This window comes from Sphingomonas sp. 77B (assembly GCF_056497825.1).
Genome location: NZ_JBWMBY010000001.1, coordinates 1,083,726 through 1,108,177, shown reverse-complemented (window position 1 = coordinate 1,108,177; position 24,452 = coordinate 1,083,726). Strand labels below are relative to the sequence as shown.

At 68.0% G+C, this 24,452-nt stretch carries 22 protein-coding genes and 1 tRNA gene; 5 read left to right on the top strand and 18 right to left on the bottom strand.

The features are described from left to right. Positions 1-47 precede the first annotated feature (47 nt). Entirely contained in the window at positions 48-1,295 is a 1,248-nt protein-coding gene (locus AC1GI4_RS05125; protein WP_479628793.1) for an MFS transporter, read from the top strand. 238 nt (positions 1,296-1,533) lie between these two features. Here AC1GI4_RS05125 and AC1GI4_RS05120 read toward each other — a convergent pair whose 3' ends face one another. The 4 genes from AC1GI4_RS05120 to adh form a co-directional block, all read right to left on the bottom strand. Beyond that, on the bottom strand, positions 1,534-2,046 hold the full coding sequence (locus tag AC1GI4_RS05120; RefSeq protein WP_479628792.1) for an N-acetyltransferase family protein: 513 nt from the start codon (positions 2,044-2,046) through the stop codon (positions 1,534-1,536). Positions 2,047-2,106: 60 nt separating this feature from the next. Further along, on the bottom strand, positions 2,107-3,621 hold the full coding sequence (locus tag AC1GI4_RS05115) for an acetyl-CoA hydrolase/transferase family protein (RefSeq protein ID WP_479628791.1): 1,515 nt from the start codon (positions 3,619-3,621) through the stop codon (positions 2,107-2,109). A gap of 50 nt (positions 3,622-3,671) precedes the next feature. Further along, positions 3,672-4,706, bottom strand: coding sequence for an alcohol dehydrogenase AdhP (gene adhP / locus AC1GI4_RS05110; protein WP_479628790.1), 1,035 nt, complete (start codon positions 4,704-4,706; stop codon positions 3,672-3,674). A gap of 69 nt (positions 4,707-4,775) precedes the next feature. Further along, positions 4,776-6,287, bottom strand: coding sequence for an aldehyde dehydrogenase (adh, locus tag AC1GI4_RS05105; protein WP_479628789.1), 1,512 nt, complete (start codon positions 6,285-6,287; stop codon positions 4,776-4,778). 187 nt (positions 6,288-6,474) lie between these two features. On the opposite strand from adh, the gene AC1GI4_RS05100 reads away from it, so the two are divergent. Continuing rightward, a complete protein-coding gene (locus AC1GI4_RS05100; RefSeq protein WP_479628788.1) occupies positions 6,475-7,512 on the top strand; it encodes a sigma-54-dependent Fis family transcriptional regulator in 1,038 nt (345 codons plus the stop codon). An 84-nt stretch (positions 7,513-7,596) separates the two neighbouring features. Beyond that, positions 7,597-8,130 (top strand): hypothetical protein, encoded by a 534-nt coding sequence (locus tag AC1GI4_RS05095; protein ID WP_479628787.1) that lies wholly within the window; start codon positions 7,597-7,599, stop codon positions 8,128-8,130. Positions 8,131-8,134: 4 nt separating this feature from the next. Here AC1GI4_RS05095 and AC1GI4_RS05090 read toward each other — a convergent pair whose 3' ends face one another. The 4 genes from AC1GI4_RS05090 to AC1GI4_RS05075 are packed head-to-tail and all read right to left on the bottom strand — an operon-like array spanning position 8,135 to position 11,752. Further along, on the bottom strand, positions 8,135-8,845 hold the full coding sequence (locus AC1GI4_RS05090; RefSeq protein ID WP_479628786.1) for a Crp/Fnr family transcriptional regulator: 711 nt from the start codon (positions 8,843-8,845) through the stop codon (positions 8,135-8,137). Between the two features lie 56 nt (positions 8,846-8,901). Then, positions 8,902-9,018, bottom strand: a complete 117-nt coding sequence (gene cydX, locus AC1GI4_RS05085) for a cytochrome bd-I oxidase subunit CydX (RefSeq protein ID WP_479628785.1) — start codon at positions 9,016-9,018, stop codon at positions 8,902-8,904. Between the two features lie 15 nt (positions 9,019-9,033). Further along, entirely contained in the window at positions 9,034-10,173 is a 1,140-nt protein-coding gene (gene cydB / locus AC1GI4_RS05080) for a cytochrome d ubiquinol oxidase subunit II (RefSeq protein WP_479628784.1), read from the bottom strand. Positions 10,174-10,189: 16 nt separating this feature from the next. Continuing rightward, entirely contained in the window at positions 10,190-11,752 is a 1,563-nt protein-coding gene (locus AC1GI4_RS05075) for a cytochrome ubiquinol oxidase subunit I (protein ID WP_479628783.1), read from the bottom strand. Between the two features lie 124 nt (positions 11,753-11,876). Here AC1GI4_RS05075 and cydD point away from each other — a divergent pair, with 124 nt between their 5' ends. Both cydD and AC1GI4_RS05065 read left to right on the top strand, forming a co-directional pair. After that, positions 11,877-13,508 carry a thiol reductant ABC exporter subunit CydD gene (gene cydD, locus AC1GI4_RS05070; protein ID WP_479628782.1) on the top strand — a complete coding sequence of 544 codons (1,632 nt, stop codon included), beginning with the start codon at positions 11,877-11,879 and terminating at the stop codon, positions 13,506-13,508. Further along, positions 13,505-15,106, top strand: a complete 1,602-nt coding sequence (locus AC1GI4_RS05065) for an amino acid ABC transporter ATP-binding/permease protein (protein WP_479628781.1) — start codon at positions 13,505-13,507, stop codon at positions 15,104-15,106. Before cydD ends, AC1GI4_RS05065 begins: the two co-directional genes overlap by 4 nt. On the opposite strand, the gene AC1GI4_RS05060 is transcribed toward AC1GI4_RS05065, so the two are convergent. The 10 genes from AC1GI4_RS05060 to AC1GI4_RS05015 form a co-directional block, all read right to left on the bottom strand. Further along, a complete protein-coding gene (locus AC1GI4_RS05060) occupies positions 15,027-15,248 on the bottom strand; it encodes a helix-turn-helix domain-containing protein (protein ID WP_479628780.1) in 222 nt (73 codons plus the stop codon). The genes AC1GI4_RS05065 and AC1GI4_RS05060 overlap by 80 nt on opposite strands. Continuing rightward, positions 15,200-15,370 (bottom strand): hypothetical protein, encoded by a 171-nt coding sequence (locus tag AC1GI4_RS05055; protein WP_479628779.1) that lies wholly within the window; start codon positions 15,368-15,370, stop codon positions 15,200-15,202. The genes AC1GI4_RS05060 and AC1GI4_RS05055 overlap by 49 nt, the downstream gene beginning before the upstream one ends. A gap of 102 nt (positions 15,371-15,472) precedes the next feature. Continuing rightward, on the bottom strand, positions 15,473-16,795 hold the full coding sequence (hemN, locus tag AC1GI4_RS05050; RefSeq protein ID WP_479630352.1) for an oxygen-independent coproporphyrinogen III oxidase: 1,323 nt from the start codon (positions 16,793-16,795) through the stop codon (positions 15,473-15,475). Positions 16,796-17,471: 676 nt separating this feature from the next. Further along, positions 17,472-17,546 (bottom strand) — tRNA-Glu (locus AC1GI4_RS05045). A gap of 57 nt (positions 17,547-17,603) precedes the next feature. Then, positions 17,604-19,358 carry a single-stranded-DNA-specific exonuclease RecJ gene (gene recJ / locus AC1GI4_RS05040; protein ID WP_479628778.1) on the bottom strand — a complete coding sequence of 585 codons (1,755 nt, stop codon included), beginning with the start codon at positions 19,356-19,358 and terminating at the stop codon, positions 17,604-17,606. 89 nt (positions 19,359-19,447) lie between these two features. Then, on the bottom strand, positions 19,448-20,134 hold the full coding sequence (locus tag AC1GI4_RS05035) for a 2OG-Fe(II) oxygenase (protein ID WP_433911085.1): 687 nt from the start codon (positions 20,132-20,134) through the stop codon (positions 19,448-19,450). A 73-nt stretch (positions 20,135-20,207) separates the two neighbouring features. Beyond that, positions 20,208-21,149 carry an RcnB family protein gene (locus tag AC1GI4_RS05030; RefSeq protein WP_479628777.1) on the bottom strand — a complete coding sequence of 314 codons (942 nt, stop codon included), beginning with the start codon at positions 21,147-21,149 and terminating at the stop codon, positions 20,208-20,210. Positions 21,150-21,288: 139 nt separating this feature from the next. Continuing rightward, positions 21,289-21,840 carry a (2Fe-2S)-binding protein gene (locus AC1GI4_RS05025; protein WP_479628776.1) on the bottom strand — a complete coding sequence of 184 codons (552 nt, stop codon included), beginning with the start codon at positions 21,838-21,840 and terminating at the stop codon, positions 21,289-21,291. A gap of 36 nt (positions 21,841-21,876) precedes the next feature. Then, on the bottom strand, positions 21,877-23,001 hold the full coding sequence (locus AC1GI4_RS05020; protein WP_479628775.1) for a CaiB/BaiF CoA transferase family protein: 1,125 nt from the start codon (positions 22,999-23,001) through the stop codon (positions 21,877-21,879). A gap of 139 nt (positions 23,002-23,140) precedes the next feature. After that, positions 23,141-24,325, bottom strand: coding sequence for an acyl-CoA dehydrogenase (locus AC1GI4_RS05015; RefSeq protein ID WP_479628774.1), 1,185 nt, complete (start codon positions 24,323-24,325; stop codon positions 23,141-23,143). Positions 24,326-24,452: the final 127 nt, after the last annotated feature.

Here is a 24,452-nt window from a genome sequence, read left to right as displayed (position 1 = left end):
CGTCGCTGCCCATTGCTGGACGGGGCAAAGGCGGGCAGGGGGTGGCGATGACGCTCCCGCGCCTCCCCTCGCGCTTTCCGCCGCGCTCGCCTCGTTTCCTGGGGGCGGTGGCGTTGGCGAATGTGGGCGGGGTGATCGCCTATCTTCCGCTGCTGACCCTGCTGCTGCCGATCAAGGTCGAGGGGTTGAGCGGTGAGGCGCGCATCGGCGTGTTCACCGCGACGGTCGTCGCTGGCGCCGTCGCGGCCAGCCTGTCAAACGTGCTATTCGGGTGGCTCAGCGACCGTTCGGTCGAGCACGGCGGTGGTCGGCGCGGATGGGTGGCGGGCGGCGTCGTCGCGACCGCGATAAGCTATGCGGGCATCGCGACGGCGGCGACGCCGACGACGCTGGTCCTGGCGATCGTCGGTTTTCAGGCTGCGGTCAACGCGCTGCTCGCACCCTTGATGGCCATCATGGCGGAAGAGGTTCCCGACGCGCAAAAGGGGGTGGCGGGCGGCCTGTTCGCCCTCGGCAATCCGGTGGCGTCGGGATTTTCGGCCATTCTGGTCGGACAGGCGCTGCTGTCGGAAACGACACGGTTCGCGATCCTGCCTGCGGCGGTGGCCGCTTGCGTGATGCCGATCCTGTTGGCTCGGCCCCGGATCGCCGTGGCGAACGATGGGGGCCGAACATGGGAAGGGCGGCCGCGTCGCGACCTGATCGTCGCCGGGGTCGCCCGACTGTTCGTCCAGGTCGCCGGGGTCGTCACCCAGACCTATCTTCTCTATTATTTCGAAAGCGTGGTGCCCGCCGCCGAACATGCGTCCTTGCCGAAGCATATCGGCCACCTGCTGATCGTCGCGTTCCTGATCCCGCTGCCCGCCGCCTTGATTCTAGGCCGCCTGTCCGATCTGACCCAGCGCTACAAACCGGCGCTGCTGCTGTCGGCGCTGATCGCCGCAGCGGGCCTGGTCGGCATGGCGATGGCGCGCAGCTGGGCGGCGGGCGCCTGGGCGTTTGCGATCTATTCCACGGGGGCGTCCATCTTCGTCGCGCTCCACGCCGGGGTGGCGATGAAGCTCCTCCCCGATCCCCGCCATCGCGGTCGCGACCTGGGCCTGCTGAACCTGTCGAACACCCTGCCATCCCTGCTGGGGCCGCCACTCGCGTGGATGTTTGCAACGCCGCTCAGTTTCGGAAACACGATGATGATCCTGGCGGTGCTGTGCGTGGCCGGGGGGCTGGCCATGCTGGGCATCGAAGGCGTGAAAGCGCCCGGCCAAGTCGAGGCGGGGTCCGGGACCACGCGTTGATGCCGTGGGTGGATCAGTCCAACTGGTGAGCATTGCCTCTCCGCCCATTTCGCTTTCGGGCGCCGGTCGGGTGGATCAGGCGTTCGTTCGGCAATCGGGCGCGGGGATCGCACCATCAAAACGTGGGTTCGAATACCGCACTCTATTTGCCTCTCACGTCAGCCTGCTCCTCGGCAATCCAATCATCCCCGCTATCCAGATGATCCGAGCCACCTCTTATCGAGTCGGCGCACGTCGATCAGGCGATCTCGCGCTTCAGCCTGACAAGCATGGGATCGCCCTCGACCGGATAGGGGGCAAAACCCATTTCCTTTTCGATCGTGATGGCCGAGCGATTGTCGCGATCCTCGATCGCCTCGATGGTGCGATATCCCTTTCGTTTGGCATGGCCGACCAGATGGTCGAGCAACGTCCAGCCGATACCATGCGCCTTCATGTCGCGCCGGATGGCGACGGCGGCCTCTGCGGTTTGCAGCGTTTCGTCCCCCGCCAGCATCGCCGCCGCAACGATCGAGCCGCCGTCGTCGAAGGCGATCAGGCTTTCGCTGGTTGCGTCATTGGCGCGGATCATGCCCGACAGCCGCTCGTGGCTCACCACGCGCACGCCGGTCAGGAAGCGGAAGCGCAGATCCTGGGGCGAAACGTCGGCGAAGAAAGCCGCCAGTGCGGGCTCGTCCTCCTCGCGGGCGGGCCGGACGTGCAGCACCGTGCCGTGACGGGTGAGAAGCATTTCGGTATCGGCGGCGATCATGGCGTTCTCCTGGGTTGCCGTACCGATGGGCCGGTGGAACGCTGGCCGCATTGACCACGGTCAAGATGGCAGCATCGTCCCCGTTTCCATGAAACGCCGATGCCAGGACAGGGCCTCGGCCGGGAGCGCGGGGGCGTGGAGGCCGTAGGACCCGCCCTCGGCGCGCATGGCATAATCGGCGAGCATCGGTCGATAATCGGGATGGGCGCACCGTTCGATGACTGCCCGTGCGCGCTGGCGGGGCGACAGGCCGCGCAGATCGGCCAGCCCCTGTTCGGTGACGATGACCTGCACGTCCTGCATGATATGGTCGACGTGCGAGGCCTGCGGCACGATGGCGGAGATCTTGCCGCCCTTGGCGGTGGAGGGCGTCATGAAGATCGAGACATAGGCGTTGCGGGCGAAATCGCCCGATCCGCCGATGCCGTTCTGGATTCGCGATCCCATCACCAGCGTTGAGTTGACGTTGCCGTATATGTCCGCCTCGATCAGGCCGTTCATCGCGATGCAGCCCAGGCGGCGGACGAGTTCGGGATGGTTGCTGATCTCCTGCGGGCGCAGGATCATGCGGTCCCGGTACGCGGCCATGTCGGCGTTGAGCCGCGCCGCCGCCTGCGGGCTGAGCGAAAAGGCGGTGGCCGACGCCATGCGCAAGCGGCCCGTATCGAGCAGGTCGAGCATCCCGTCCTGGATCACCTCGGTATAGGCGGTCATCGGATCGAACGGGGCGTCGATCAGCCCGGACAGCACCGCATTCGCGATATTGCCGACTCCCGACTGGATCGGCAGCAGGGCAGGGGGCAAGCGTCCGCGCGACACCTCATGGGCCAGGAACTCGATGATATGCCCGGCGATGGCGCGTGCCGTGTCGTCGGGCGCGGCGAAGGGCAGGTTGCGATCGGGCGCGTCGGTTTCGACGATGGCGACGATCTTGTCGGGATCGCAGGCGAGATAGGGCGTGCCGATCCGGTCGTCCGGCCGCACCAGCGGGATCGGCACGCGCTCGGGCGGCAGGCGGGTGCCGTAATAGATGTCGTGCATCCCCTCCAGTGCCGCGTCCTGCCAGCGATTGACCTCCAGGATGATCCGGCCCGCGCGATCCAACCAGGTCTTGTTGTTGCCGACCGACGATGAGGGGATCAGTGATCCGTCCGCGCGAATGCCCGACACCTCGATGATCGCGGTGTCGAGCGGGCCGAGCACCCCCTCCCAGGCCATCGGCGCGACCTGGCTGAGGTGCATGTCGAGATAGTCGATCTCGCCCCGGTTGATCTTCTCTCGCGCGACCGGGTCGCCGCTATAGGGCAGGCGCTGGGCGATGCCGTCGACCGCCGCCAGTGCGCCGTCCAGTTCGGGGCCGGTCGAGGCGCCCGTCCACAGGTTGACGCGGAACGGATGCCCCGCGGCGTGCGACTCGGCGATGCGGCGGGCCAGCGCCTGGGGCACCATCTTGGGATAGCCGGAGCCGGTGAAGCCGCTGGTCGCCACCGTCTCGCCGGGGCGGATCAGGGCGGCGGCGGTGTCGGCATCGGTGATACGCGAACGAAGGGCGGCATAGGCGATACGGTCGGTCATTGCTTCTCCAACGCTGGCGGGCGGGGCCGGAGCCACCGCCCGCCGCGATTTCAGGCCGCCAGGTCGAGGACGACGCGGCCCTCGATCTGGCCACGGCGCATCCGGTCGAACACCTGGTTGACCTCGGCGAGCGGGGCGGTGGCGACGGTGGCCTTCACCTTGCCGTCGGCGGCGAAATCGAGCGATTCCTGCAGGTCCAGCCGGGTGCCGACGATCGAGCCGCGCACCGTGATGCCGTTCAGCACCAGCCCGAAGATGTTGAGCGGAAAGTCGCCGGGCGGCAGGCCGTTGAGCGCGACGGTGCCGCCGCGCGCCATCATGCCGACGGCTTGGGCGAACGCCCTTTCGCTGACCGCGGTTACCAATGCGCCCTGCGCCCCGCCGCCGGTTTCGCGCTTGATCGCCGCCGCCGGGTCCGCCTCGGTTCGTGCGTTGACGGTGACCTTCGCGCCCAGTCGCCGGGCTAGGTCCAGCTTGGCGTCGTCGACATCGACCGCCGCGACGTTCAGGCCCATCGCGACCGCATATTGTACCGCCATGTGCCCAAGCCCGCCGATGCCGGAGATGACGACCGTATCGCCCGGCTTGGTATCGGTCATTTTCAGCCCCTTATAGACCGTCACCCCGGCGCACAGCACCGGCGCGATCTCGGTGAAGCCGATATTGGCGGGCAGGTGGCCGACGAAATTCGGGTCGGCGATGACGTAATCGGCAAAGCCGCCATTGACCGAATAGCCGGTGTTGAGCTGGCTCTCGCACAAGGTCTCCCACCCGCCCAGGCAATGCACGCAGTGGCCGCAGGCGGTGTAGAGCCATGGCACGCCGACCCGGTCGCCTTCCTTGATGTGCTTGACGCCCTTGCCGACTGCCGAAACATAGCCGACGCCCTCATGCCCCGGAATGAAGGGCGGGTTGGGCTTGACCGGCCAGTCGCCCTCGGCGGCGTGCAGATCGGTATGGCACACGCCCGACGCCTGGATCGCGACCTGGATCATGCCGTCGCCGACCTCGGGCACCGGGACTTCGTCTATGGTCAGCGGTTCGCCGAATGCGCGCACGACCGCAGCCTTCATCGTCTTCGCCATAAGACTTCTCCTGTCGGATAAAGATGGAGCGGGGATGGGCGCGCACGCCGACCCCCGCCTTGACCGGGGTCAAAAGAAGCCGAGCTTCTTGGCCGAATAGCTGACCAGCAGGTTCTTGGTCTGCTGATAGTGATCCAGCATCATCCGGTGCGTCTCGCGCCCGATGCCTGACCGCTTATAGCCGCCGAACGCTGCGTGCGCCGGATAGGCGTGGTAGCAATTGGTCCAGACGCGGCCTGCCTGGATCGCACGGCCCATGCGGTAGGCACGCGTACCGTCGCGCGTCCATACGCCCGCGCCCAGCCCGTACAGCGTGTCGTTGGCGATGCTAAGCGCCTCTTCATCGGTCTTGAAGGTCGCGACCGAGACGACGGGGCCGAAGATCTCCTCCTGGAACACCCGCATCCTGTTGTGGCCGCTGAGCACGGTCGGCTTGACGTAGTAGCCCTCCAGCCCCTCGGGCCGGTTGCGGGTGCCGCCGGTCAGGACCTTGGCCCCTTCGCCGCGGCCGATGTCGAGATAGCCGAGGATCTTGTCCATCTGCTCCTGCGAGGCCTGCGCGCCGACCATGGTGGCGGGGTCGAGCGGATCGCCCTGGATCATCGCCTCGACCCGCGCGACCGCCTTTTCCATGAAGCGGTCATAGATGGATTCGTGGACGAGCGCGCGGCTGGGGCAGGTGCAGACCTCGCCCTGGTTCAGCGCGAACATGGCGAAACCCTCGATCGCCTTGTCGAGATAATCGTCATCCTCGGCCGCGACGTCGGCGAAGAAGATGTTCGGGCTTTTGCCACCCAGTTCCAGCGTGACCGGGATCAGGTTTTCGGACGCATAGGACATGATGAGCTGGCCGGTCGTCGTCTCGCCGGTAAAGGCGATCTTGGCGATGCGCGGGTTCTGCGCCAGCGGCTTGCCCGCCTCAAGGCCATATCCGTTGACGATGTTCAGCACGCCTGCGGGCAGCAGGTCGGCGATCAGTTCGGCCAGCACCATGATCGAGGCGGGGGTCTGTTCCGCGGGCTTCAGCACCACGCAATTGCCCGCCGCCAGCGCGGGCGCGAGCTTCCAGCACGCCATCAGCAGCGGGAAGTTCCACGGAATGATCTGCCCCACCACGCCCAGCGGCTCGTGGAAGTGATAGGCGACGGTGTCGTGGTCGATCTCCGAAATCCCGCCTTCCTGCGCGCGGATGCACCCGGCGAAGTAACGGAAATGGTCGATCGCCAGCGGCAGGTCGGCGGCGGTCGTCTCGCGGATCGGCTTGCCATTGTCCCAGGTCTCGGCGGTGGCGAGGAGGGACAGGTTCTCCTCCATCCGGTCGGCGATGCGGTGGAGGATCAGCGCGCGTTCGGCGACGCTGGTGCGGCCCCATGCCTCCTTGGCTTTGTGTGCGGCGTCGAGCGCCAGCTCGACATCGGCGGACTGGCTGCGCGCGACCTGGCAGATGACCTGCCCGTCGATGGGCGATCGGTTGTCGAACCAACGTCCGTCGACCGGATCGACCCAGCGGCCGCCGATGAAATTGGCATAGCGCTGCTTGAACGGCGCGGTGCGGGCCTTGATGGCTTCCTGGATCGTCATGGAACCTCTCCTTCGTTTCGTATGAAACAAAGGCTCTGCCTGTCGCCCATCGACGGCAAGCGGGTCCGCGACGAGGCGCGCATGCGACGATGGACTTTCTGCCGGGCAGGCGTAGCATGTGTCGCACGGCGCGACGCGAAAGGCGCGCCCGTGTCGCAATCTGCGACAGTGGGAGAAGGATGCGGCGATGGACGGCGCCGGTATAGAGCAAGGGCGACGCGCCTTTTTCGACGAGGGGCAGTTGCCGCTGGAAAGCGTGCGCCAGCCGGTGTTGCGATCCTGGCTGCGCTGCACCGACATGGGGTTGGCGCAGGGGCGGCTTCGGGGTGACGGCCCGCTCGCCGAAGGCGAACTCCATGCGCTGCGTCAGCGTCGCGAGTCGCTGCGCCGCCTGTGTCGTCCCGAACTGGAGATGCTGGCGGGCGAGGCGCGCGATACGGGCAGCGTCGTGATCCTGGCGGACGCGGACGGCATGATCCTCGACACGATCGGCGATACCGGCTTCCTGTCGCGCGCGGCGCAGGTGGCGCTTACGCCAGGCGTGTCCTGGACCGAGGCGAGCACCGGCACCAACGCGATCGGCACCGCCATTGCCGAGCGTCGCCCGATCGCGGTGCACGGCCCCGAGCATTTCTTCGCTGAACATGCGATGTTGAGCTGCGCGGCGACGCCGATCCTCGATCCGCGCGGCGCCATCGTGGGGGCGCTCGACATTTCGGGGCCATCGGCCAGCGGCCATGGCCATGCGTTGGGTCTGATCCGGCTGGCGGTCGACCAGATCGAGCATCGGCTGTTCCGTTCCGGCTTCACCGATTGCCGCGTGCTGCGGATGCATGACGATGCCGCGATGCTGGGTACCGCGCGCGAGGGGATATTGGTGTTTCGCGACGACCGGCTGGTCGCAGCCAACCGGCGCGGGCTTTCGCTGGTCGGACGCAGTTGGGAGGCGCTGGACGATGCGGCCCTCGGCGAACTGGTGGATATGGCGGGGCAGGCGATGCGGGGCCGCTTGCGCCTGACCAACGGGGCGACCCTGATCGGCGGCTGGGATGCCGAAGCGCGGGGCGGCGGCATCGAATTGTCCGTCGCGCGTCCGCTGGCCGACGAGCGGGCCGAGGCGATCGATGCGGCACTTGCCGCGCATGGCGGCAATGTCACCGCGGCGGCGCGCCAGCTGGGCGTTCATCGCAGCACCATCCACCGGCACCTCGCCCGTCCGCGCTGAGCCGCAAAACCGGCGCCTTTTGACGGGGGTCAAGGCTCGGCCCCCGCGTGTCCGGCAGGGAGGGGGGAAAGGAGATGCCCTGCGATGGACCGCAACCGGCGTGAGAACAAAATCGTGCCCTTCGCTCTGCCCTGGCACGTCATTCAGGAAGTCGATCTGGTCCGCCTGATCGGCGACCATCACCGCCGTGCGGCTTTATGCGTCCATGCCGAGGTGATGGCGGACGACCTGCCGAGGCGCCCCGATGCAAAGACGCTGACGGCTTTCCTGGCCGCGCTCGACGAGCGGGTGATCCAGACCGAAACGGACGACTGGTCCTTCTGGGGCGCCATGCAGGTTCATGGCCGTGATGATGCGCTGGTCTCGACGGTGCTCGACCATATCCGGGCGCGGCGTGCCAGCGATGTGGCATCGGCGCGCGAAGTGATCGCTGCGCTGGACGCGGGGGCGGATATCGCGCCCGACATGCTCGGCTATATATTGCGTGGCTTCTTCACACATTGCCTGCGTTCGATCGACTTCGAGCAGCTGGCGGTGCTGGCGATGGCGGGCCATCGCATGACCCCCGACGCGCGTGCGCTGCTGACCGATGCGCTGGCGGAGGGTGTCGCCGCATGATCGTTCAGGCGGCTTCGGCGCGTGCCGCCAGCATCTCGGGGTCGCTGATCGTGATGGCGCGGCCGCCGGGCAGCCCGATCACGCCGCTCTGCTTCATCCGGGTCAACTGGCGGCTGACCGTCTCGATCGTCATGCCCAGCACATCGGCGATCTGCCCGCGCGTCAGCGGCAGGTCGAAGGTGACCGGCCCGTCGCGACTGGCGCGGCATCCGCTGGTCCCGGCTCGCGCGGCCATGTCGAGCAGGAAGCCCGCCAGCTTCTCTCCGGCCGACTTGCGCGCCAACACCAGCATCCGCCCGCGCGCCTCGTTCAGCGACTCGAAGGTCCGCTGGAGCAGCAGGCGTTCCATGCGCTGGTGATCGTCCAGCACGCGCTCGAAGGCGGCGCGGGGAAAGACGCAGAGTTCGGTATCGGTCAGCGCCGTCAGCGTGAAGTCGACATCGCCCGCATAGGGCTGTCCGAAAAAGTCCGCCGGATAGAGCAGGCCGACCGTCTGCTCGCGTCCGTCGGCCGTGGCGGCGACGAGTTTCAGCACGCCGGACAGGAGGTTGCCGCAGATCACCGCCTCTTCGCCCGCCCAGGCGATGGTTTGGCCGCGTGCGACGTGGCGGCGCTGGCCGATGGAGTTGAGCGCGACCAGCTCGCGGTCGTCGAGGCTGCCGCACAGGGCCCGGTCGCGCACCGCGCAGTCGGCACAAACGTCGTTCGGGATCATGGCCTTCTGTATAGCAGGGCCATGATCCCGTGTCGTCGGACGGATTGTCCCATCTGTCAGCGCGGCGGCGACACGTCGTCGTCCCGGGGCAGGTGGAATTCGTGCCACATGCCGTTGAGGATCCCGAAACCGATGGCGAGGCCGAGGCCGAGGACCCAGGAAAAATACCACATCGGGTCGTTCCTTTCTCAGTAGAAATCGGGGTTGGTGCGCACCGCCTCGGCCGTCACGCGGCCGAACATCACCCGGTAGGCCCAGGCGGTGTAGGCGAGCACGATCGGCAGGAAGACGATGGTGACGAACAGCATGATGCCCAGCGTCTTCTGCGTGGACGAGGCGTTCCACACCGTCAGGCTGCTGTGCGCGTCGATGCTCGACGGCAGGATGAACGGAAACATCGAGCACCCGACCGTGGCGATGATCCCGGTGGCGGCGAGCGAGGATCCGGCAAAGGCGATGCTTTCGCGTCCGCCCCGGATGCCGACCAGCGCCAGCGATGCACCCACAAAACCCAATACCGGGAGTGCCGTCATCCACGGATAGGTCACGTAATTGGCCAGCCAGGCGCCACCAGCCCGCTCCGCCGTCATGTGCAGCGGATTGGACGGGCCGAGCGGATCGACCGCGCCGACGATGCGATAGCCCATATCGCCCCATGCGACGAAGACGAAGCCAATGGCGAACAACAGGATCGACGTGACCGCCGCGACGGTGCCGAAGATGCGTGCCCGGTCATGGACGGGGCCTTGCTCGACCTTGATCGACAACCACGCCGCGCCGTGCAGCACCAGCATCGCCACCGACAACAGGCCGCAGAGCAGGGTGAACGGCGTGAACAGCCCCAAGAGCGTGCCGTCATAGAAGGCGCGCAGGTCGCCATCGAGGCGGAAGGGCGCCCCCAGCAGCACATTGCCGACCGCGACGCCGAACACCAGCGCGGGCACCAGGCCGCCGACGAACAAAGCCCAATCCCACCGCGAACGCCAGGCAGGGTCGGGCCTTTTCGAGCGATATTTGAACCCCACCGGCCGCAGGATCAGCGCGGCGAGCACCAGGAACATCGCCAGGTAGAAACCCGAAAAGCTGACCGCATAGACGAACGGCCAGGCCGCGAAGATCGCGCCGCCGCCTAGGATGAACCACACCTGGTTTCCCTCCCAGGTTGGCCCCACCGTGTTGATGACCATCCGCCGCTCGACATCGGTCCTCGCGACGAAGGGCAGGAGGGCGGCGACCCCCAGGTCGAACCCGTCGGTCAGCGCAAAGCCGATCAGCAGCACGCCCAACAGCGCCCACCAGATCAGGCGCAACATCTCATAGTCGAACATGTCCCAGTCCTTGTTGTCAGATGGCGATGGGGAGGGCGATCGGTTCGGGCGCGGGGCGGTCCTCGCGTTCCTCCGGGCCATGCGCGATGGCGGCGAGGATCAGCCGGACCTCGATCACCGCGAGCACGCCGTAAAGCGCGGTGAAGCCCGCCAGCGTGGTCCACAGCGCCGCCCGCGACAGCGAACTGGTCGCGAGGAAGGTCGGCAGCACACCCTCGATCGCCCAGGGCTGACGCCCCAGCTCGGCAACCAGCCAGCCCAGCTCAATCGCCACCCAGGGCAGCGGGATCGCCGCCACCGCCAGCTTCAGGAACCAGCGCGCATCCATGTGCATCCGCAGCGAACATAGGGCGAAGGCGGTCGCGAACAGGCCGATCATCGCAAAACCGATCAGCGCCATGATACGGAAGCTCCAGAAGAGCAGGCCGACATCAGGCACGGTGTCCCACGCCGCCGCCTCGATCTGCCGGCGCGTCGCGCTGCGCGGGTCGGCCATCTGCCGCTTGAGCAGCAGCGCATAGCCCAGGTCACGCTTGTGCGTCTCGAACCGGGCGCGTTGCACGAGGTCGTTCGGGTTCGTCTTCAGGCGTTGGACCGCGTCATAGGCGATGACGCCCGAGGCGATGCGCTCCTGCGCCTTCAGCACCAGATCGGACATGCCCGCGACGGTGCCGTCCAGGCTGCGCGTCGCGATCAGGCCGAGCAGCCAGGGGATTTCGACCTTGTAGCGCGTCTCGTGCGTCTGGACGTCGGGCAGGCCGAACAGGGTCAGGCCGGACGGGCCGGGTTCGGTGTGCCAGACCGCCTCGATCGCGGCGAGCTTCATCTTCTGGTTGTCGGTCAGCGCATAGCCGCTTTCGTCACCCAGCACGACGACCGACAGCGACGAGGCGAGGCCGAACGCCGCGGCCACCGTCATCGACCGGCGCGCGACGGGCAGGAACCGCCCCTTGAGCAGCCAGAAGGCCGACACGCCCAGCACCACGACCGAGGCGCAGACATAGCCCGCGCTGACCGTGTGGACGAACTTGGCCTGCGCGACCGGATTGAACAGCACCGCGCCGAAGTCGGTGACCTCCATGCGCATCGTATCGGGATTGAAGCTCGCCCCGACCGGATTCTGCATCCAGCCATTGGCGACCAGAATCCACAGCGCCGACAAATTGGTGCCCAGCGCCACCATGAAGGTGACGATGAGATGGCCCAGCTTCGACAGCCGGTCCCAGCCGAAGAACATCAGCCCGACGAACGTCGCCTCCAGGAAGAACGCCATCAGCCCTTCGATCGCCAGCGGTGCGCCAAAGATGTCGCCGACATAATGCGAGAAATAGGACCAGTTGGTGCCGAACTGGAACTCCATGGTCAGGCCCGTGGCGACGCCCAGTACGAAGTTGATGCCGAAGATCTTGCCCCAGAAGCGTGTAGTGACGCGCCATTCCGGGCGGTTGGTCATGACATAGACCGATTCCATGATGACCAGCATCATCGACAGGCCCAGCGTCAGCGGCACGAACAGGAAATGATACAAGGCGGTGGCCGCGAATTGCAGCCGCGACAGGTCGACGACCCCAGGATCCATGGCTTGTCTCCATAACAGGAGCCGCCCCCCGGCCCCTTGCCGGTCGATGTGCTAGGCCTGCGGGTCCGGGCCCACATTGACCGCGGTCAAAGACGGGGCGGTCGGTGGAGGCGACGGTCGGGCCATGACGACGATCGCCCATGACGCCCCGACCTCCGGAATGCGGAACCGCTGGTTGAAGGACGCCGCCGGGGGGCGTGACGGGGCGTCGGGCTTTTTGCTTCTCGATACGCTGGCCGCGATCGGCTTTGCGGGCGGGATTGCGGGGGCCATGGCGGCGGTGGCGGGGCAGGGGGCCTTGTGGCCCTGGGCTCTGCTCATGATCGGCATGGGCGCCTTGCGCGGCCTGTTCGCGATGTTGGCCTTGCGGATGGGAGCCGTGCGAGCAGGCGCGGTCAAGCGGACACAGCGCTGGCGGGTGGTGGCCGCGTCCTTGCATCGACAGGCGGGCGCACCGATCGACAGCGGCCTGTTGGCGACGCAGGCGGTGGATGCGGTGGAGGCGCTGGATGGCTATGTGGCGCGCTTCATGCCAGCCCGCCGGGCCGCCGCCATCGCGCCGATCCTGGTCCTGGCCGCCACGGCCTGCGCCAGTTGGGTCGCGGCCGTCATCCTGGCGGCGACCTTGCTGCCCTTCGTGGCGGCGATGATCCTGGCGGGTGGCGCGGCGGCGGATGCTTCGCGACGACAGTTCGTCGCCCTGCATCGTCTGTCGGCCCGGTTCGCCGACCGGGTGCGTGCTTTGCCCGTCGTGCTGGCCTTCCGCGCCGAGACACGCGAGACTGAGGCGATCGGCACGGCGGCCGAGGACCTTGCGGAGCGGACGATGCGCGTCCTGCGGGTCGCCTTCCTGTCCTCTGCCGCACTTGAATTCTTCTCGGCGCTGTCGGTCGCTTTGGTCGCGGTCTATTGCGGCTTTTCGCTGCTCGGCCAGCTGCCCTTTGCGGCCCCCGAAACGCTGACGCTGGCGCGGGCCTTCTTCGTCCTCGCGCTTGCGCCCGAATTCTACGCGCCGATGCGCCGCCTGGCCGCCGCCTATCATGACAAGCAGTGCGCCGAGACGGCCGCCGACACGCTCATGCCGCTGGCCGAGCATAGGCGTACGGTCCCGGTCCCTGCAGCGGCGCCCCTGGGCTTGCGCGACGTAACGATCCATTATCCCGGCAGCGATGTGCCCGCCGTCTCGGGCCTGTCCTTCAGTGTCGAGGCGGGTGAGACGGTGGCGCTGCTGGGCCCGTCGGGCAGCGGCAAGACCAGCGTGCTGCATCTGTTGCTGGGTTTGGCGCCGCTATCGGCGGGAACGGTCGAGGCGGGCGGTGTCCCGCTCACCTCGCTGGCGGGACAGGCGAGTTGGGTCGGCCAGCATCCCTTGCTGATCGCGGCCACGATCCGCGAGAACCTGTTGCTCGCCTGTCCGCAGGCGGATGAGCTGGCGATCCGACGCGTGGTCGCGGCGGCGGGGCTGGGCCCGATGCTCGCATCCCGACCCGGCGGGCTGGACTCGCCGCTGGATACGCGGGGGAGCGGCTTGTCGGGGGGTGAGCGGCGGCGGCTCGCGCTGGCCCGCGCACTCCTCAATCCCGCCCCGTTCCTGTTGCTCGACGAGCCGACCGCGCATCTCGATGCCCATGCCGAAACCGCGCTGATCGCGACCATCGCCAGCGCGGCGCGGGGGCGCACGACCCTGATCGCCACGCACAGCCCTGCGCTCGCCGCCATTGCGACACGCATCATCCATCTGGGACCCTCCGCATGACCTTGCGAATGCTGAGCGATGCCGAACGCCGCAGGGAGCGTCGCCGTTTGCGACAGGCGGGGGCGTGCGCCGCGCTGGTCGCCGCCGCCTCGGTGCTGCTGCTCGCCTTGTCGGGTTGGTTCTTGAGTGCCGCCGCGCTGGCGGGCGGGGCGGGAATCGTCGCGGCGCAGGCGTTCAACTACATGCTGCCCTCGGCGGCGATCCGTTTGCTGGCGATCGTTCGAACCGGCGCGCGCTATGGAGAACGGTTGGCGAGCCATGGTGCGGCGTTCGGGGCACTCGCCCGGCTGCGCCCCGCGTTGTACCGGGCCATTACCGCCGCGCCGCCTTCGGTTGCGCTGGCATTGGGGCGGGGCGAGGCGACGGCGCGGCTGATCGGCGATGTCGATGCCGTCGAATGGCGCTTCGTCCGTCTGTCGGGGCCATGGGGTGCCGCAGCGGCGTTGGCATCGGGAGCGGTGTTGACGCTGCTCGGCGGCTGGCTGGCGATGGGGGCCACGCTGGCCTGTGCCGGGGGGGCATGGGCTCTGGCGCGCTATGCAGCGGGCCGGTTGGAGCAGCCCGGCCGTGCGGTGCAACAGGCGATGGGCGCCTTGCGCGAGGGCGTGGCGATGCTCGGCGGCGCGGCGGCGGAGGTGCGCTGCTTTGCGCTGGAGGATTGGGCGACCGCGCGTGTCGCGGCGGCGGGCGATCGCCTGTCCGAAGCGCAGGTCCGGCAGGCGGCGGTCGCCGCGTGGTTCGAGGCGTTGCACGCGATCGGCGTGGGCGTGGCGGCGGCCTCAGCCTTGGCGCTGTCGTCGGCCGCCGGGGCACCGATCGCCGCGCTTTCGGCGCTGGCGGCGGCGATGACCGTCGATGGCATCGCACCGATCCTGCGGGCGCTGACCGAAAGCGGACGCCTTCGTGAGGCGGAGGCGCGGCTGGACGCGGTGTTCGATGCGGTGGAGGACGCGCTCCCCGCCATCGGATCGCGCGGCCCGTCGATCCTCACCATCGATGGCGAGCGTTTCCTGCCCGGCAGCCGGATCGCGCTGACCGGACCATCGGGCTGTGGCAAGACGACGTTGGCGGAAGCCTTGCTGGGGCTGCGTCCGCTTGGCGCGGGGCGGGTCATGATCGACGGCCGGGATGCGGGGAGCCTGCCGCCCGCGACGCTTCGCGCGACCTTTGCCTGGGCCCCGCAGGATGCCCTGCTGATGGCGGGAACGGTTCGCGACAATCTGCATATCGCCGACCCTCATGGGAGGGAAGATCGCCTGTGGCAGGCCCTGGGCGACGCGGCGTTGGAGCCGGTGGTACGGGCGTTGCCGGACGGGCTCGATACATGGCTGGGCGACGATGGAGCGCGGCTGTCGGGTGGCGAGCGGCGGCGGTTGTCGCTGGCCCGCGCCTATCTGGGTGAGGCGCCCTGGCTGTTGCTCGACGAACCGGGCGAGGGGCTGGACGCCGATGTCGCGGCGGAGGTCGCCCGCCGCCTCTACGCGCGGCTCCGGCGAACCGGGCAGGGGATGATCCTGGTCAGCCATCGCCCCGTGTTGACCGCGCTGTGCGAGCGGCAATGGATGGCGGACGGCGCGTCCCGCCGTTCCGCTGCCTGACCTGGCCCGCGATGACGGCGAGGCGTGTTCTGTCGATCAGGCGTACGCCGCGCAGGCCGGACAGGGCGATCAGACCTTCCTGCTGGAAGGCGGTCATCTGGCGGCTGACGGTCTCGACAGCCAGCCCCAGGGCCTCTGCCATCGCCCCACGCCCAGCGCCGCGATCGTGTCGGCAGAGCGATTGGCGAACAGCATGCCGACGAAATTGCCAGGATAGAGCAGACCGACGATCTGGGTGCCGCCGTCCGCCTCCATACGAGACACTTTCAGAACGCTCGAAACAAGATTGGCGCAATCGCTTGCCGGATCGCCGACCCAGCCGAGCGCCTGCCCCGCGCGGCACAGGCGGCGCAGTGCGGCGGAAGGTCAGACGGCATGGCTGAAGCGCATGTCCTCCTCGTTGCGCCAGGCGTCGAAGGCAGCGGCGACGCTGCGGGCATAAGGCAGGGCGTCGGTCGCCAACCGGACGCGCGTGCCTTGCCAGGCGATCAATCCGACCTGTTCGAAGCGACGGAGCCGTTCGCGAATGATGTCCCGCTCGGGCAGTGCGTCGAGATCGGCGACGCCGCGACACAGCAAACCCGCAATGGACTGGCCTCGCCGCTGATCCAGCGGACTGCGATGGATGCCGCGCGCGGTCGCGAACCGATTAGCGCCGATCGCCTGATGCCATGCACCGGCATTCTTGGCGTTCTGGAGCAGGCGGTCGGGGAATGCGCTGATCGCGCTGGCGCCCAGCCCGATGACGATGTCGGCGGGGTCGTCGGTAAAGCCCTGGAAATTGCGGCGCAGCATTCCGTTCGCCGCCGCCCGCGCGAGCGGGTCATGGGGCAGCGCGAAATGATCGAAGCCGATAGCCCGGTAGCCCGCCCGGGTCAGCCGCTCATGCGCCAGCGCCGCCTGGCCGAAACGCGCCGCCGCATCGGGGAGAGTCGTCGCATCGATGCGGCGCTGGCGCGGAATGAGGTGCGGCACATGCGCATAGCCGAACACCGCCAGCCGTTCCGGGGCCAGCGCGATGGTCTCGTCGAGTGTCGCGGCCAGCGCCGCGTCGTCCTGACCGGGCAGGCCGTACATCAGGTCGAAATTGATCGATCCGACCCCGGCGGCGCGCAGCAGCGTGACGGCGCGGATGATGGCCTCGCCGGGCTGGACCCGACCGATCACCGCCTGGAGGATCGGGTTGAAGGTCTGCACTCCCAGGCTGACCCGCGCGACGCCAGTGTCCGCGATGACGCCCGCCCAGTCCGCGTCGAAACCGCGCGGATCGATCTCCAGCGACAGGGGTGCGCCCTCGCTGGCAAAGGCTGTGCGCATATGGGCGACCAGCGCGGCAAAGGCGGCGGGCGGAATCGCATTGGGGCTCCCGCCCCCAAAGGCGATCCGCCCGATCCGCCCGCGCCCTGCCAGCCGGGCGGCGACCAGATCGATCTCGTCATGCAGCCGCGCCAGATAGGCATCCAGCCGTGCCGTCTGGTTCGCCGCCCCGGTGTTGCACCCGCAATACCAGCAGATCGCCCGGCAGAAGGGGATGTGCAGATAAAGCGACAGGATTTGCTCGGCACCGACCCTATCGAGCGCCGCCGCCATGTCGGCAGGACCTACATGACCGCCGAACTCGGCGGCGGTGGGATAGCTGGTATAACGCGGCACAGGTCGCGCGAGCAGATGGGGGTGATAGGGCCACATGCCCATGCCGTGCCCCGAGCGTGCGCCCCTGCCTTTGACCGCCGTCAAACCAGCGCTTGTCGATGGCCGGCGCGGCGGGGCGCGGGCGATCCTATCCGGACCCCTTGCCGGGTTACAGGAGGCAGGGGATCACCGTCAGCAGAACCGCTGTCGTCAACCGCCAGCCGAGGGCGTTGACGGAGGCCCTCGCTGCGATCGACCACTCGATCGGATCAAGGGGGGCAACCCGCTATGGCATCTTCAGCCAGGACAGGGGCATGAAGTCGGGCGCCGTGGTCAAAATGGCGGTTCGGCTTACGTGATCCCGCAGATCATCACTTCCCGGCGGCGCGCCAAAGTCATACCGGCCGCCCGAGCGCATGGTCGATCAGGCCGTTGCCATATTCGCGTGCCCCGAACTCGAGCGCGGCGAGCTTCTCGTATATCACAGCATGCGGGTGGTAGTGCAGGTGGGCTTCGTCGGGCTCGCGGCTGCGATTATAATTGCTCTACACGCCATCGAAGCACAGACGGAGCGCGGCGGGGACGACCTGTCAAAAGTAAAAGTTGACGCTGCAAGAATCTTTGATCGGAGCAGCCATGCGGATCGTTTTATACGCATCCTTTGTACACAAGGATGAGTAAAGCGTCCATGAAGACCGCCTAAACCGCGCAAATCCGCCATTCTGGCGGATGCTGGTGACCCCTACGGGAATCGAACCCGTGTTTCAGCCGTGAAAGGGCCGCGTCCTAACCGCTAGACGAAGGGGCCGCCGGGTGGCGTGGAGGGGCCTCTAAGGGAGGGTGTCGAAACCGTCAAGCGCTTTTTTCAGTCGGCCCATGCGGCGTCCTCGATATGAAGTTCGGCGACGTCGCGGCCGGACCAGTCGTCGACCTTGGCGCGGCCCGCCAGCCACAGGCGACGGGTGCTGCCTGCGCCCAGCAAGGCCTGGCCCAGCGCGGTGTCGGCCTGGCGGAAGGCCATGGCTTTCAGGCTGCGGCCGTCGGCGCCTGCCACGATCGCGCGGACATGGTTGGTGCCGACCAGATCGGCGCGGATCACGCGAAAGGGTCCGGCGGCGATGCGCGGAGCGGGCCAGCCCATGCCATAGGGGCCGCCAGCCTCCATCGCGCCGACCAGGCCGGGATTGACCCCACCGGGTGCCAGCACCGCATCGACCAGCAGCGCGCGGCCCGCGCTGGCGCGGACGACCGTATCGGCCAGCCGCTCCTCCAGGAAATCGGCGAACTCGGCGATGCGGTGCGCCTCGATCGTCAGGCCCGCCGCCATGGCATGGCCGCCACCCGCAATCAGCAGGCCGTGTTCCTTGGCCGCCAGGATCGCCGCGCCCAGATCGACGCCGGAGATCGAGCGGCCCGAGCCCTTGCCCATGCCATGTTCGTCCACCGCGATGACGATGGCGGGGCGGTCGAGCTTTTCCTTCAGTCGTCCGGCGACGATGCCGATGACGCCGGGATGCCAACCTTCGCCCGAGACGACCGCGACGTGCCGATCCTGGTCGACCATGGTTTCGGCCGTGGCCTGTACGCCCGCCTCGATCGCGCGGCGTTCGTCGTTGAAGTGGTTCAGCTCTTCCGCAATGGCGCGTGCCTCGGCGGGATCGTCGGTGGTCAGCAGCCGCACGCCCAGATCGGCGCGGCCGACACGCCCGCCCGCGTTGATCCGCGGCCCCAGCGCAAAGCCCAGATCGGAGCAGGTCGGCGCACGGGTCAGCCGGGCGGCATCGGTCAGCGCGGCCAGGCCGATATTGCGCCGCTGCGCCATGACCTTCAGGCCCTGCGCGACGAAGGCGCGGTTGAGGCCCTTCAACTGGGCGACGTCCGCCACGGTGCCCAGTGCCACCAGGTCGAGCAGGTCGAGCAGGCGCGGCTCGGCCCGGTTCGCGAAGAAGCCGCGCGAACGCAAGGTGCGGATCAGTGCGGCCCCCAGCAGGAAGCAGACGCCCACCGCCGCCAGATGGCCGTGCGCCGCGCCCTCGGCTTCGTCGAGCCGGTTGGGGTTCACGACCGCATGGGCGCGGGGCAGTTCGGTTGCGCATTTGTGGTGATCGACGACCAGTATCTCGATCCCTGCGTCTTGCGCCGCCGCCAGCGGTTCGAACGCCTGCGCGCCGCAATCGACGGTGACGATCAGGTTGGCGCCCTCCGCCTGGAGGCGCAGCAGCGCGGCTTCGGTCGGGCCATAGCCCTCGGTCATCCGGTCGGGGATATAGGCGCGCGGGGACAGGCCCAGGTCGCGGAGCAGGCGCACCAGCACGGCGGCCGAGGTCGCGCCGTCGACATCATAATCGCCGAAGATTGCGATGGCCTCCTCCGCGATCACCGCGTCGGCGAGGCGGGCGGCGGCGCGGTCCATATCGCGGAAGATCGACGGATCGGGCATGAAGCCCCGGATCGAGGGGGTGCGATGCGCTTCGACCTCGTCGGGCGGGCACCCTCTGGCGAGCAGCAGTTGCGCGACCAGATCGTCATGACCCAGGCCGTCACGCGCATCGGCGGCGAGGGCGCGCCAGCGCCAGGGCTGGCCCAGGATGGACCGGGCGATGCCGAGAACGTCGGTCATCGGCGAAACTTGAAATCAGGGAAATTCACGCGGACGCCATGCCACGGAGGGCCGCATCGCGACAAGGGTGGGGGGAAGGGCGGCGGGGGTCAGCTGACCCAGTTGCCCTCGCGAAACCATTTGGTGATGACATATTTGGTGCCCTCGATAACGGGCATCCCCTCGTGCAACGTCATCTCGTTCGGGCTGCCGTCCAGCTTCATGTTGTTCCAGGCGAGCAGCAGGCCCTGGCGTGGCGCGACGCGGATGCCCGCCTGGGGGAACCAGGTCGCGCCGCCTTCGGCCACGTCGTTGAGGTAGATCATCGCGGTCCAGGTCCGCTGTCCGCCATGGACGCGCACCTTTTCCCAATAGCTTTCGCTTTCGTGGAAATAGTCATGATGCGCGCGGAACTGCTGGCCCGGCGCATAACGCTGGCCCTGCATCGTCTCACCCTGTTCGGGGGCGATGCCGAGCAGCGCGGCGATCGATTCGTCGATCGGCTGAACATCGGGGGACCAGCGCGCCATGTCGCAGCTTTCCGAGGTGCGGAATCCGTAATCGGGCCGGTCGGAGAGCAGGGTCGAGGGACGGCGATTGGAGTCGATCATCGCCATCAGCGAATCGCACTGGGCGGGCGTCAGGAAATCGGGGTAGTAATAGATTTGTGCCGTATCGGTCGCCACGCGGGTTACGGCCGGGTTGGCATCGAGATGCTCGGCGACGGAGACCCCGAAACGCGCGCGCAACGGAGAGGCTGCGGGGTGGCCCTTTGGCTTCCTCTGGAAGAACGACATGGACGCCGATGTGCGACGACGCGCGGCCAAAGACAAGGGGGGAGGGGCGCCTCCCGCACCCCTCCCGAGCCGATCACCAGAAGATGTCGTACACGACGTCGACCACCATCCCGCTGCGCAGGTCGACCAGCACCGCGTCGTTATAATAACGCACCCAGCGATACGAACCGTAAGCCGGCGGCAGGCGATAGGCGTAAGGGTCGTCCAGCCAGTAATCCTGGCCGAAGAACATCGGTTCCAGGATCACCCCGCTGGAGAAGCGCTGATAGCCATAGCCGCCATTCGGCCCGTAATAGCGCGGCAGGTGATAGGCGCCCCGGTTCAACGAGCGCCAGCTCATCCAGTCGTAACGCCGGTCGCGCCGCCAGCTGCGGTTCCACTGGTCCGCCCAGGCGCGGCGCTCGGCAAAGCCATAGGACTGGTTGCTCTGGTCGCGCCAGTCGCCGAAGCTGCGGCGCCAGCGATCGCGGTCGTCGCGCTGACGACGCTCGTCATCGCGCCAGCGCTGGTCCTGCCACTGGCGCTGGTCCTGCCAACGCGACTGGCGATTGTCGCGCCACCCGCCGGGGCCGCCATCCTGGCGGTCGACCCGCACTCCGCCGGGCCCAGGATCGGGGCGGGGCAAGGGCGCAGGCCGGGACTGGTCGCGCCAGTTGCCACGATCGCCCCATGCACGCTGCTCGCCGGGGACGGGCGCGGGCGACGGTTCGGGCCGATTACGCCAGCGATCGCCGCCGTCGCGCCGTTCGAAACGGGGCGCGGGTTGCGGGGCGGGTTGGGGCGGACGCGGAGCTTCGGCGTGATCCGGGCGAAAGGCCGGACGGTTTTCGGGAAAGGCTTCGCGATTGTTGAAGATCGGGCGTCCCTCGCTCCGCTCCAGCCGACCGGCGGGGCCACCACCACCGGGGCCGCCTTCGTGCCGGGGGTGCGGTCCACGATCCATCATCGCCTGCGCGTTCGCCATACCGGGCGTCGCGCCCGCCACCATCGCGGTCGCCGCCAGCAGAGCCGCCATCCAATGCCTGTTCATCGTGCCCGTGTCCCTTGTGTCGGCGCACCAGCCGACCCCGATCATGAGACCGCTTCTGCCACATCCGCGTTGAGCGGATGCTGAACTGGCCTGTCAGCAACGGGAAAGAATCGTGGCGGCCGCGTCATTCTTCGCGCATCGCGCCCGGCACCAGCGAAGGCGCGGCGCGGGCGGCGTCCGCCGGATCGGTGCCGGGCATCGGCGCGGCGGGGATCGTCTCCTCGCCCCGCGCGGCGCGGGCGGCACGCTGGATCGCCTCGACCAGCCGGGGGTAGATGCCGCAGCGGCAGAGATTGGTGATCTGTGCGCGGATCAATTCCTCGGAAGGGTCGGGATATTTGTGGATCAGCGCGGCGGCGGCCATCACCATGCCGGGGATGCAATAGCCGCACTGGCCGACATTGGCCGCCAGGAACGCCTGCTGCACCGGATGCGAGCGGTCGCGCGACAGCCCTTCGATGGTGGTGACGACGCTGCCCTCGATCCGGCCGATCGGCACCTGACAGCTTCGCACGGCGCGGCCGTCAACGTCGACCGTGCACGCCCCGCAATCCCCCGTGCCGCAGCCATATTTGGTGCCCGTCAGGTTCGACGCATCGCGCAGCGCCCAAAGCAAGGGGGTGTCCGGCGGCAGGCGATAGCGGACGGGCTGGTTGTTGACGGTGAAGCTGGACATCGCGGGCGCCCGTTTAACCGATGCGCGGGGCCGGTGCTACCGACCCAGCATCGGCGCGGCACGGTCGAGCGACAGGTCGGCATCGGAAAAGCGGATCGGGGTGCGGACGCCCGGCACGGACGATCCATCGGGGCGCTCGGGATGGATGGCAAGTCCACGCGCGACGACCTGCGGGTCGGCAAAGGCCTGTTCGACCGTATTGATCGGTCCCGCCGGAACGCCCGCCGCTTCCAGTGCGGCCAGCAATTCGTCGCGCGGCCAGCGGGCGGTCGCCGCCTCGATCACCGGGGTCAGCGCGGCGCGATGTTCGCAGCGCAGGGCGTTGGTCGCGTAACGCGGATCGTCGCCATCGATCCCGACCACCTGCGCGAAACGGCGGAACTGCCCGTCATTGCCGACCGCCAGGATGAACCAGCCATCGCTTGCCGGAAAGGCGGCATAGGGGACGATGTTGGGGTGAGCATTGCCCAGCCGGGTCGGCGTCACGCCCGAGGCGAGATAATTCATCGCCTGGTTCGCCAGTACGCCGGTCATCGTGTCGAGCAGCGCCATGTCGATCTGCTGCCCCCGCCCGGTGCGCGTCCGCATGTGGAGTGCCGCCTGGATCGCGATGACCGCATAGAGCCCGGTCATGATGTCGGCGAGCGCAACGCCGATCTTCTGCGGTGCCCCGCCGGGCTCGCCTGTCAGGTCCATGATGCCGCTCATGCCCTGCACGATGAAGTCATATCCCGCGCGCGGCGCATAGGGGCCGTCCTGGCCGAAGCCGGTGATCGAGCAATAGATCAGGCGCGGATTGATCGCCGACAGGCTGTCATAGTCCAGGCCGTAGCGGGCGAGGCCGCCCAGCTTGAAATTCTCGATGACGATATCGGCCTGTGCGATCAGGTCGCGGACCCGGGACTGACCCTCGGGCGTGGCGAAGTCGGCGACGACCGAGGTCTTGCCGCGATTGGCCGCGTGGAAATAGGCCGCGTCTTGGCCACCGTCCGGGTTGGAGATGAAGGGCGGGCCCCAGCGGCGGGTATCGTCGCCCTCGGGGCTTTCGACCTTGATGACCTCGGCGCCCAGATCGGCCAGCACCTGGCCCGCCCAGGGACCGGCGAGGATACGGGCGAGTTCGACGACCCTAAGTCCGGCGAGGGGCGCGGGCTTGGTCATTCTTAATCCTCCCCATCGTCAGATGGGGAGGGGGACCGCGCCCGCAGGGCGTGGTGGAGGGGCAGGGGCACAAGCCCCTCCACCATCCGTCGGATGGTCCCCCTCCCCAAGCACGGCTTGGGGAGGATTTGGCACGGGATCAAAACGCCGCGATCCCGGTGATGGCACGGCCCAGGATCAGCGCGTGGACGTCGTGCGCGCCTTCATAGGTGTTCACCGTCTCCAGGTTCATCAGGTGGCGCATGACCTGATACTCACCCGAAATGCCGTTGCCGCCATGCATGTCGCGCGCGACGCGGGCGATATCCAGTGCCTTGCCGACATTGTTGCGCTTGACGATCGAGATCATCTCGGGCGCGAACCGCCCTTCGTCCATCAGCCGCCCGACGCGAAGCGACGCCTGAAGACCAAGCGCGATCTCGGTTTCCATGTCCGCCAGCTTCTTCTGGTAGAGCTGCGTCGCGGCCAGCGGCCGCCCGAACTGCTTGCGGTCCAGGCCATATTGGCGCGCCGCGTGGAAGCAGAACTCCGCCGCGCCCAGCGCCCCCCAGCTGATCCCGTAGCGGGCGCGGTTGAGGCAGCCGAATGGGCCCTTCAGCCCCTCGACATGCGGCAGCAGCGCGTCTTCGCCGACCGCCACCTCGTCAATCATCACCATGCCGGTGATCGAGGCGCGCAAGGACAGCTTGTTCTCGATCTTCGGCGCGGACAGGCCCTTCATACCCTTTTCCAGCACGAAGCCCCGGATCGCGCCGCCATGCGCTTCCGACTTGGCCCAGATCACGAAAACATCGGCGATCGGCGAGTTGGAAATCCAGGTCTTGGCGCCGGACAGGACATAGCCGCCCTCGACTTGTCTGGCGGTGGTGCGCATGCCCCCGGGGTCGGAGCCCGCATCGGGTTCGGTGAGCCCGAAACAGCCGATCCATTCGCCGCTCGCCAGTTTCGGTAGATAGCGGCTCTTCTGCTCGTCCGAACCATAGGCGTGGATCGGATACATGACGAGGCTGGACTGCACACTCATCATCGAGCGGTATCCGCTGTCGATTCGCTCCACCTCGCGGGCGATCAGGCCATAAGCGACATAGGACGCGCCGACGCCGCCATATTCTTCCGGGATGGTGGGGCCGAGCAGGCCCATCTCGCCCATTTCGCGGAAGATGTCGGGGTCGGTATGTTCGTTGGCAAAGGCATCGATGATGCGAGGGGCCAGCCGATCGTCGGCATAGGCGCGCGCAGTGTCGCGGATCATCCGCTCGTCATCGGTCAGCTGGTCGTCGAGCAGGAACGGGTCCGCCCAGTCGAACTTGCCCATCGGGGACATTGGTTTCTCTCCTTATGTCCGCCGCTTCTCGGGAAGGCCGGGGCTTTTGTCCACCCCCGGCGCCTATTCCTCCCCTTGCAGGGCAGGGGGACCATGCGCAGCATGGTGGAGGGGTGTCACCCGTGGT